Source organism: Kitasatospora sp. NPDC052896, from assembly GCF_044547075.1.
Taxonomy (GTDB): Bacteria; Actinomycetota; Actinomycetes; order Streptomycetales; family Streptomycetaceae; genus Kitasatospora.
In genome coordinates, this window is sequence record NZ_JBITZU010000004.1 from 43,400 (window position 1) to 52,924 (window position 9,525).

9 protein-coding genes are annotated in these 9,525 nt (G+C 71.4%); 4 read left to right on the top strand and 5 right to left on the bottom strand.

Annotation, left to right across the window (positions count from 1 at the left end):
- The first annotated feature begins 328 nt into the window (after window positions 1-328).
- Complete coding sequence (locus tag ACIGXM_RS11035) at window positions 329-772, top strand: nuclear transport factor 2 family protein (protein WP_396559254.1); 444 nt, start codon at window positions 329-331, stop codon at window positions 770-772.
- A gap of 76 nt (window positions 773-848) precedes the next feature.
- Window positions 849-2,081 carry an epoxide hydrolase family protein gene (locus ACIGXM_RS11040; RefSeq protein ID WP_396559256.1) on the top strand — a complete coding sequence of 411 codons (1,233 nt, stop codon included), beginning with the start codon at window positions 849-851 and terminating at the stop codon, window positions 2,079-2,081.
- Between the two features lie 100 nt (window positions 2,082-2,181).
- Here ACIGXM_RS11040 and ACIGXM_RS11045 read toward each other — a convergent pair whose 3' ends face one another.
- The gene (locus ACIGXM_RS11045) at window positions 2,182-2,817 is read right to left on the bottom strand and encodes a TetR/AcrR family transcriptional regulator (protein WP_396559258.1); all 636 of its coding nucleotides are present in this window, start codon (window positions 2,815-2,817) and stop codon (window positions 2,182-2,184) included.
- 108 nt (window positions 2,818-2,925) lie between these two features.
- On the opposite strand from ACIGXM_RS11045, the gene ACIGXM_RS11050 reads away from it, so the two are divergent.
- Both ACIGXM_RS11050 and ACIGXM_RS11055 read left to right on the top strand, forming a co-directional pair.
- Window positions 2,926-4,416, top strand: coding sequence for a carboxylesterase/lipase family protein (locus tag ACIGXM_RS11050; RefSeq protein WP_396559260.1), 1,491 nt, complete (start codon window positions 2,926-2,928; stop codon window positions 4,414-4,416).
- A gap of 136 nt (window positions 4,417-4,552) precedes the next feature.
- Window positions 4,553-5,116, top strand: a complete 564-nt coding sequence (locus ACIGXM_RS11055) for a DUF4291 family protein (protein WP_396559262.1) — start codon at window positions 4,553-4,555, stop codon at window positions 5,114-5,116.
- Between the two features lie 223 nt (window positions 5,117-5,339).
- On the opposite strand, the gene ACIGXM_RS11060 is transcribed toward ACIGXM_RS11055, so the two are convergent.
- The 4 genes from ACIGXM_RS11060 to ACIGXM_RS11075 all read right to left on the bottom strand — a co-directional run bounded on the left by ACIGXM_RS11060 (window position 5,340) and on the right by ACIGXM_RS11075 (window position 9,277).
- Window positions 5,340-6,572 carry an MFS transporter gene (locus ACIGXM_RS11060; RefSeq protein WP_396559264.1) on the bottom strand — a complete coding sequence of 411 codons (1,233 nt, stop codon included), beginning with the start codon at window positions 6,570-6,572 and terminating at the stop codon, window positions 5,340-5,342.
- 12 nt (window positions 6,573-6,584) lie between these two features.
- On the bottom strand, window positions 6,585-7,814 hold the full coding sequence (locus ACIGXM_RS11065) for an alpha/beta hydrolase family protein (RefSeq protein WP_396559266.1): 1,230 nt from the start codon (window positions 7,812-7,814) through the stop codon (window positions 6,585-6,587).
- 812 nt (window positions 7,815-8,626) lie between these two features.
- Window positions 8,627-8,818, bottom strand: coding sequence for a hypothetical protein (locus ACIGXM_RS11070; RefSeq protein ID WP_396559268.1), 192 nt, complete (start codon window positions 8,816-8,818; stop codon window positions 8,627-8,629).
- Between the two features lie 144 nt (window positions 8,819-8,962).
- Window positions 8,963-9,277 (bottom strand): hypothetical protein, encoded by a 315-nt coding sequence (locus tag ACIGXM_RS11075; protein ID WP_396559269.1) that lies wholly within the window; start codon window positions 9,275-9,277, stop codon window positions 8,963-8,965.
- Window positions 9,278-9,525: the final 248 nt, after the last annotated feature.

The following is a 9,525-nucleotide window of genomic DNA, read 5'->3' on the forward strand; positions in this document are numbered from 1 at the left end:
AAGAGCTGATGTCAGTATCGGCTCGCACCTCTGCCGCGCCTTCCCCGAACCGGGTGTCACCTCCCGGGCCGCACCGCGCGACGCGCTGAGCCGCACCGCGAGTACCGGCCGAGGCGTCCGCCGACCGGCGGTCCGGGCGCAGCAGGGGCGCGGGGAGGGCAGGTGCCCTGGTAGCGGCGGGTTGAGGGCCGCGCGCTCCGCTCCGCTGGCGTTGTCGTGGTGTTGTCGGCCCCGGATCGATGCGCGCCCGGACGACCTTTGGACTTGACGGTCCATTGTTGCCGCCTACTATTGGACTACCTGGTCCAATCAAAGCGAGGCGAACCACATGTCACCCTCACCGCTCGCGGACATCGACCGGATCCGCGACCTCAAGGCCCGCTACTGCCGCTACGCGGACACCAAACAGTGGGACGCCGTGGCCGCGCTCTTCACCCACGACGCCGTGATGCGCTTCCACCGGGTGGACGGAAGCCTCGCCAACGAGGTGCCGGCCGCCGAGTTCGCCCGCACCATCGGGGCGCGGGTCGGCGCGGGCCAGCCCGTCCACCACCTCTTCTCGCACGAGATCACCTTCACCTCCGAAAGCACCGCCACGGGGGTATGGGCCATGGAGGACCTCGTCCTCCACGACCGCGCGGCCCACCCGGAGGCGCCCTTCAGCCGGCTGCACGGCTTCGGGCACTACCACGACGACTACCGCAAGGTGGACGGGAGCTGGCGCATCGCCGGCAGCCGGCTCACCCGACTGCGGCTCGAACTCGTCGACTGACCCTCCCCCGCCCCAGCCCCGCACCGCGCCGTTCCCGCGCCGGCCCGAGCAGTACCGAACCGAAGGAAGCAGAACCGTGCCCAGCGCCACCGGATCCGGTCCCGCACCGGCCCCGTTCACCATCCACGTCGCCCAGGAGGTCCTGGACGACCTGCGCCACCGCCTGCGGAGCACGCGCTTCGCGGCCGACCCCGACAACGACGACGAACGCTACGGCCTGGGCACGGCCCGCCTGCGTCCGCTGGTCGAGTACTGGGCGGACGGCTTCGACTGGCGGGCCGCGGAGGCGAGGCTCAACTCCTTCCGCCAGCACCGCCTGGATGTCGGCGGCAGCCCACTGCACTTCGTCCACGAGCGCGGCAGCGGCCCGGCGCCGATCCCGCTGTTGCTGCTGCACGGCTGGCCCTGGACGCACCACCACTGGCACAAGGTCATCGGCCCGCTGACCGATCCGGCCGCCCACGGCGGTGATCCCGCGGACGCCTTCGACGTGATCGTCCCCTCGCTGCCCGGGTTCGGCTTCTCCACGCCGCTGACCAACCCCCGGGAGAACTACGCCGACATGGCCGACCGCTTCCACACCCTGATGACCGACGTGCTCGGCCACCACCGGTACGGCGTCGGCGCGGCCGACTACGGCGCACTGGTGGGCGCCCGCCTCGGCCACAAGTACGCCGACTCGCTGTACGGCATCCACCTGGGCAACGAGATGCCACCCACGATGTTCCAGGGCGACCGCTTCTGGGACCTGTCGGGTGGTCAGCGAACCGAGGACCTGCCGCCGGCGACACGGGCGCGGCTAAACCGGCGCAACGCCAGGTACGTGTCGCACGTCGCCGCCCACCTCCTGGACGGGCAGACGCTCACCCACGGCCTCAACGACTCGCCCGCCGGTCTGCTGGCCTGGATCCTCAAACGCTGGTCGACCTGGAGCGACCGGAACGCGGACTTCGAGGCCGAGTGGCCGGTCGACGACGTCCTCACCTTCGCCACGATCTTCTGGGTCAACGAGGCGATCGGCTCCTCGATCCGCGCCTACAAGAACGCGAACCTCTACCCGCCGGCGCCCGTCGACGACCGCGAGCCCTACGTACGGGCGCCGGCCGGCTTCACCTTCCTGCTGGGCGACTCCTCCCCCGGCGCGGAGACCACCGCGGAACGCGTGGAGATCTTCAGGAACGGCGGAGCCCGGTTCTACGCGGACATCCGCGACGTGAACGTCCATCAGAAGGGCGGCCACTTCGGCCCGTACGAGAACCCCGAGGCCTGGATCCACGACCTCCGCCGCACCTTCCGCGCGCTGCGCTGAACCCGCGGGAAGAGCTCGTGGCCGGTGCACCAGTCGGAAGGCGTCGCGCGTCTGGTGGTGGGGGCCGGTTGCGACCAGGTGGAGCCGAGGAGCGCGGGGCTCATGCCGCGTCGCTCCTTCCGCCTCCGGTGTGTCGATCGTCTGCGGTGAACAGTCTGTCCAGGTACTGATCGACAGCGGCGAGCACGTCCCGGGGCTCGATCACCTCCAGTTCGATGAGGGTGGTGAAGCCGGTGAGGGCGAGAAGCAGACTGGTCTCGGCCACCGGGTCGCGGTCGGGGTCGATGTGCCCGTCGGCGATCGCCTGTCGGACCAACTGCTCGACCATGGCGCGCCCTTGGACCATCCCGTCGCGTGCCCGGGCGTGAAAGCTCTCGTTGTGCAACGCCTCCAGGACGAAGGCGGCGCTCATCCGGCTGGTCGCGCGAGCGTCGGCATGCAGGGGAAGCATCTCCGTGAGCATCACTCGGAGCACGTCACGGGGGTGCGGCCGGTCGCCGAGCTCCGCGAGGCCCTGGCCGATGCGCGACGAGGCCTGCTCGGACGCGAAGTCCATGGCGAAGGAGAGCATCGCCTCCCGGGAGCCGAAGTAGTGCTGCAGTTGCCCGAGGGAGATACCAGCCTCCTGCGCGACCTCGCGCATGGTCAGATGCACCACGCCGCGCTGCTCCACCACCCGCCACAGCGCTCGCGCGATCGTTTCGCGGCGTTCGCGGTGATCCACCTGCTTCGGCATCGGCGGCTACTCCGTGGGGCTCGTTCCAATACTGTTGACATAATACAGGTGACTGAAATAATACGTCTGACCTATAAAGCCTGGAAGCCTGTGGGGGAAGGAAGCGACATGCCCGAACAGCCGACGGTGCGTACCGCGGAGGGAGTGCTGGAGGGCCGCTGGCGGCGGGGGCACGCGGTGTTCCGCGGCATCCCCTACGCGGAGCCACCGGTGGGAACGCTCCGTTTCGCGGCACCCGCCCCGCCTCGCCGCTGGGAAGGGACGAGGCGGGCGGTCGAGTTCGGACCGGCGGTACCGCAGTCCGGGCCGGTTCACGCGAGTTCGCCGGACGGCACGGACTGGTTGACGCTCAACGTCTGTACCCCGGACCCTGGAGCCGCGGGGCTGCCGGTGCTGGTGTGGATCCCCGGCGGCGGCTACATGGCGGCGGACTCGAGCGACCCGGTATTCGACCCGGCGGCGCTGGCCGGTTCCGGGCTCGTCGTGGTGAGCATCAACTACCGGGTGGGCGCCGAGGGTTTCGCGCTCCTGGAGGGCGCCCCGCCGAACCGCGGATTCCTCGACCAGATCGCGGCGTTGCAGTGGGTGCGGCAGAACATCGCCTCCTTCGGGGGCGACCCTGACCAGGTCACGGTCGCCGGGCAGTCCTCCGGGGCGGGGTCGGTCGCCGCCCTGGTGGCGATGAAGCCGGCGCGCGGCCTGTTCCGGCGGGCCATCACCCACTCGGTACCAGGCCTGCACTGCACTCGCGCACTGGCCCAGCGGGTCGCCGCCGCGCTCGCGGACCGGCTCGGCACGGTGCCCACCGCCGCGGCCCTGGCCGACGTCGACCCCTGGCGCCTGGCCGAAGGGGTCACCGCCCTCAGCGCCGACCTCCACGGTCACCGCGAGAGCTGGGGACGGCTCTCCGGGACCGGGGTCGCCATCTGCCCCGTGGTCGACGGCGAAGTCCTCGCCGAAACGCCCTGGTCCGCACTGGCCAGTGGCCGCGCGAGCGGGATCGAACTCCTCGCCGGCCATACCAGCGACGAGTTCCGGCTGTTCAGCGTCATGTTCGGACGGCTGGGCACGTTCACCGAGCAGGACGCCCGTACCGCCCTGGAGCTGTTCGCCCCGGCACCGGACGGTGCGGACGCCTACCGTGCAGCCCACCCGCACGCCACCCCCGAGGAGTTGCTGGAAACGGTCTACTCCGACGCCGTCTTCCGGATGCCCTCGATGCTGTTGGCCGAGGCGAACGCCGCAGCCGGCGGCACCTCGTTCCTCTTCGAGTTGCGACTGGCCTCGCCGGCCTTGGGAGGAGTCCTGGGCGCCTGCCACAGCCTCGACGTCCCACTGGCGTTCGGCACGCTGGACAGCCCCACCGGGCGACGACTCCTCGGCGACCAGTCCACCCCCGAGGCCATCGCCGTGTCGCGGGAACTCCAGCAGGCGTGGGTCGGCTTCGCCACCGCCGGCGACCCCGGATGGGCCGCCTACCACCCCGACCAGCGGCTCACACGCGTCCTGGACGCCGACTCGAAGACCCTGCCCTACCCGGAACAGGCCTCCCGCCGAATCTGGAAGGGCCGCGCCCCGATCCCCTTCGATCTCGGGTAGGACAGCGACCCGCGCCCGGTCTCCTCGACCTCGCCGACCGAGGGGTCGACCCCGACCGGCGTCGACCCCGGGACGGGATCCGCTCCGAGCGGAAAACCGCTTTCCCACCTGCTCCGCACCCGGCAGACTCGCGGCAATGACCGCACCGCGCGAGATCCGTGCCGACCACGACGCCACCACCATCACGCTCTACCAGGCCTACGCTCCCGCCATCGCCACCGCGGCGGTGGCGGCCGGCCGCTTCGTGCCGCCCTTCTCGCGCGGCCGGATGACCTGGATCAAGCCCAGCTTCCGCTGGCTGATGCATCGCAGCAACTGGGCCCGGAAGCCGGGTCAGGAGCGGATCCTGGCGGTGCGGATCACCCGTGAGGGCTGGGAGACGGCCCTCGGCCGGGCGGTCCTCACCACCGCCGACCCGGCGGCCGTCGCCACGGCCGCCGTGCACGTGCAGTGGGACCCGGAACGCTCGCTCTCCGGCGCCGCGCTCAATCACTACAGCATCCAGGTCGGCATCGGCCGGACCGTGATCGACGCCCTGGTGGACGACTGGACGGTCGACATCACCGACCTGACCCCGCGGGTGCGGAGGATCGCCGAGCTGGTCCGGGCCGGCCGCGGCACCCAGGCCGCCCGGCTGCTGCCGCCCGAGCGGCCGTACCCGCTGGCCCCCGAGGTGGCGAAACGGCTGGGGATGAGCTGAACCGCCGTCCCTGGCAGCTTTTCTGATGTCTCATCAATTCTCCACGGTGGAGTGGGAAGTGGCTGCTCGATCCGGGCATCGATGTCCGTGCGGCGTTTCGCCGACGTGCTGGTCGCTCCCGGGGTGGGGGTTCGGACCGCGCCGTCCGGGAGGGTGCCGCCGCGCCCGACTGCGCTGATCGGCGGCGTGCTTGTTCCGCCGGATGATGAACCGGGCCTCCCGGTCACGGCCGGGTGGATTCGACGGCGGGCCCCTGCGGGCGGTGGGCGAGGAACAGCAACGCGGTGACGCCCAGGAGGATGACGAAGCCGCTGAAGAGGGTTCCGGCGGGTACCAGGCCCAGCGCGTTCGCGAGGGCGCCCTCTCCGATCACGGGGAGGGCGATACCCGCGTACAGGACCACGAAGAACGCGGAGGTGACCGATCCCCTGGTACTCGGCGGAGCCTGTCGGACGATCGAGTCCAGGCCCGCCCGGAACGCCAGGCCCTGGCCGGCTCCGGCGACGGCACCACCGAGGGTCAGGAATGCCAGGGAGGAGGTCACCAGGCCGAGGGCCACCAACGCCATACCAGCGATCAGGGCGGCGCAGCCCGCCAGGAGCGAGCGGTGCTCGCCCAGCCTGGCGGATGACAGCTGACCGGTGATGGAGGCGAGGAAGAGCACCACGACGACCAGGCCTGTTGCCGCGTGGTTGGTCGTGTGCAGGATGACCGTCAGGAACGAGGGGGCCACGGCGGCGAAGAGACCGAGGACGGCGAAGCCCGCGAATCCGGGGATGGCGGCCTTGAGGAAGACCGTTCGCACGGATATGGGCACGGCGACCTTTCCGGGCCGCGGCGGCGGCGTGGCTGACGGGCGGACGGGCTCGGCGACGGCGCTGACCGCGACCAGCCCGAGGACCGTCAGAGCCGACTCGACGAGGAAGCACAGGCGCAGCGGCCAGGGCGCGTACTCGGCGAGCGTGCCCGCGATCAGTGGCCCGGCACCGAGGCCGCCGATGTTCACCGCGGTCGCGGCCAGGGTCGCGCGCGCCGCCCCGCCGGGCGGGGCGACTTCGACCATGGCCACGCTGGCCGTGCCCGTGAAGATCCCGGCGGACAGCCCGGACACGAGCCGGCCCGCCAGCAGCCAGCCGGTTCCCCCGCCGAGGAGGAAGACCGCGGTCGACAGGGCGGACAGCAGTACGCCGACTCGCAGCATCCGGATCCGTCCTGTCTGGTCGGACCGGTGGCCGAACAGCAGGAGCGCGGCGACGACACCGACCGCGTAGACGGCGTAGACGACCGTGGTGGTCAGCTCGCCGAAACCGTAGGAGGTCCGGTACAGCGGGTAGAGCGGCGTGGGCAGCGTGGTTCCCATCATCGTGACGGCGAAGGAGAACCCGATGCCCACGACCGCCGGCCATCCGCGCAGTCCGGGGCGCCTGGAGGCGAAGGAGCGGAAGTTCGACTGCACGAGGCCGTTCTCCTACTTGGCCGCGGGACGGTGGTGGAGCGTGTCGTCCAGCCAGTCGTAGATCCGGGCGAGGGCGAGTCGCTGGGCTCCGGCCTGGCAGTGCGCGTCGGCGCCTTCTTCCGCGGTGAACTCGATCAGGGCCTTGGGGCAGGTGAGGTGGTCGTGGAGCTGCCGGGCCTGTCCGGCGAAGAACAGGTCCTCGGCGGCTTCACAGATCAGGGCGGGGCACTCGATCTGTTCGGCGATGCCGTCGCGGAGGTGGTAGTCGAGATACGCGGCGCCGAAGGCGCGGGGGGTGTCGGCCCCCATCACGTACATGCCGTGGTTCAGCGCCCAGCGCATGACCGGGTTGGTGGCGATCAAGTGGTCGAGCTGGGCGTCGAGTTCCGGGTCCGAGGCCGCGCGCAGGCGACGCTCGACCTCGGCACGGTCGCCGGGCACGATGGTGGTGATCGCCCGGCCGAGGTCGTAGACGCCGTCGAGGGCGATCACGGCGGCCAGCCGGTGTTCGAAGGCCGCGGCCCTGGGGGCGAGCAGTCCGCCCATGCTGTTGCCCAGCAGCGCGATCCGGTCGCGGTCGACTTCCGGCAGGGCCAGCGCGAAGTCGAGGACGGGGCCCACGACGTTCTCCCAGTCGGGGCGGAAGACCAGTCCGTCGCGGTGCAGTGGCCCTGGCTGCCCCGGTCCGTCGAAGACGAGGACGGTGTAGCCGCGCTCCACGCCGGCCATGGCTCCGAAGTAGTGCATCTCCTCCGCCGTGCCGTCGAAGCCGTTGTGCATGATCAGGGTCGGCCGCGGGGTGCCGGTGGTGTCGGCCCGGTAGAGGTAGCCGGGTAGGGTGGTGCCCTCGTAGGGGATGCGGACCGGCTCGATCCGTGGGGTGAACAGGGCCGCCGCGGCGTGGAAGCACTCCACGCTGCGGTCGTAGGCGTGGTGGTGGCGGGGGTCGCACGGGTTGCCGTGCAGGAAGAACTCCGCCGACCGGTAGTAGTTCGACGCCCGGAGGAATCCGTCCCGGGCGCTGACCGGGTGGCCGTCCGCCAGGGCTCGTCGGGCCTCGGCGGACACCCGGTCGGCGGTGGCCAGCCACTCGTCGTGCCAGCTGTCGTAGTCGCCCTCCGCGATGCGCAGGCTCGTCGAGACGACCTCGCCGAAGTCGGCCCCGCCGTAGGTGATGTGGCCGAACGAGCGCAGGGTCTCGTACCAGAACTGGGCGTCGTTCGGGAACAGCAGAGGCTTCATCAGAACTCCTGGAGCAAGGGAATCGTTAGTGAGACGGAACGGTTCCGTCTCGACTTCGACTCGAACAGTACGCCTCGATCAAACGAGACGCAACCGTTCCGTCTCGCGGGGCTGCTCCTCTTGGTCAGCTGCCCCCTGCTGGCCCTGACCGCGGACGTTCCGGTCCGCATCGCGCCCGGGCGCGCCGCCCTCGCCGTCGGCGTGCACAGTCTCGGACAGGCATGGGAGTCATCGGACGGCTTCGCGCTCGGCTTCGGTCTCGCCCCCGACCACGCCCAGGGGCAGCACCAGGGCCTCTGTGGGCGGTGGCGGTCAGGCTGGGCGGGGATCGTCGCGGTGGGCCGGCACGTCGTCAGGGGGCACGGGGCGCAGGAGGACCGCGTTGCCGTGGAGGCTGCCCGCACCGGCATTGTCCAGCCACGGGAGTGTCCGAAGGCCAAGCGCCGTCGAGCACGATGGGGGGCGACTTCGCTGCGAGTGGTGCGCAGCAGGCGGTGGGCGGTGCCCCGGCACCGGCGCCCGGCGCGTCAGTCGCTCGTCGGTGCGGCGGTGTGGGCGCCTGGCTGCAGCATCTCCTCCAGGGCCATTCGCTGACCCCGGTTACGCCCACCACCCGTTGATCCAGCGGGACTTCACACTGGGACCCACCGCCGAGCAGCGCGGGTAGCTGACGACCCTCGGGGTGGCCTGGTGGGTGCCGGGCCACCGCCGGGGTGTGTGCGAGGCGTACCGGGCGATGGCGGACTCGACCGTGCATGCCACCGCGTCGGACGGTGGCTCATGGTGTCGTGTCCGCGCTCACTGGCGGACTGTCAGAAGGAGGGCTTGTCGGGATCACCGAAGGGGCCGGGCCAGGGTGGGCCGTCGGTCCGGGGGCTGCGCTCTTCGTCGCCGGGCCCGGTGCGGCCGGTGGTGGTGTCGTGTCCCCAGACGTGCGGGGCGTCGAAGGCCTGGTGGCGGCGCCACCGCTGGCTGCTGGTGAGCAGGAGGTCGCCGGTTGCCACGCACACGTCGTCGCAGTCGAGGCGACATCCGCGAGCCACTCCAGAAGCAACGCGCAGACGCCGTCGACCGCCCCGCTGTTCCGCGCGTGGTCGTCGGCGGGGATCAGGCGCCCGGCGGGCCGGCAGCGGGCCGGAGCGGCCCGATCACGTGTAGCAGTAGTCCAGGTTGCCCTGCTTGAAGTTGTAGGTGCCGCTGGCCCAAGTGGCCTGCCCGGCGCTGTTGTAGAAGACGAAGTTGCCGTCGTTCCGCATCTCGGCGTGGCCGCCGGGTGCGGGGTTGAGGGCGCCGATGGTGCAGACGATGCCACCGGAGGCGTTCTCCGACTTGACGTAACCCGACTGCGACCAGTCCAGGTGCGTCACGCCCTTGCCGTTCGTGCCCGAGGCCCAGAGTGGTGTGGCCGGCAGGTCCAGGGCCATCTTGTAGACGACCGGATTGCCGTCGGGCTGGAGGGTCACCAGCGCCGTTCAGCCGTCCGAGTCCTGGAACTGGTTGAGGGTCCAGTCGGGTTGGGCGAGGGTGAAGCTCGCGACCTCGGCGTCGCGGTGAACGCGTAGGCGCCGTCGGGGGCTTGGTCGCCGGTGACAGCGCCGGCGGGAGTGCGGTGAGAAAACGGCCGGACCCCTCACCAAGGTCGGCCTCCACCCCCGGCCGACGCGGGCCGGGTGCCCGTCGCCCGCGGGCGACGGGCACCCGGCCCGCGTCG

Coding starts and splice junctions, on each gene's coding strand:
- ACIGXM_RS11035 (WP_396559254.1), top strand. CDS start 329: ATGTCACCCTCACCGCTCGCGGACATCGACCGGATCCGCGACCTCAAG.
- ACIGXM_RS11045 (WP_396559258.1), bottom strand. CDS start 2,817: ATGCCGAAGCAGGTGGATCACCGCGAACGCCGCGAAACGATCGCGCGA.
- ACIGXM_RS11050 (WP_396559260.1), top strand. CDS start 2,926: ATGCCCGAACAGCCGACGGTGCGTACCGCGGAGGGAGTGCTGGAGGGC.
- ACIGXM_RS11055 (WP_396559262.1), top strand. CDS start 4,553: ATGACCGCACCGCGCGAGATCCGTGCCGACCACGACGCCACCACCATC.
- ACIGXM_RS11065 (WP_396559266.1), bottom strand. CDS start 7,814: ATGAAGCCTCTGCTGTTCCCGAACGACGCCCAGTTCTGGTACGAGACC.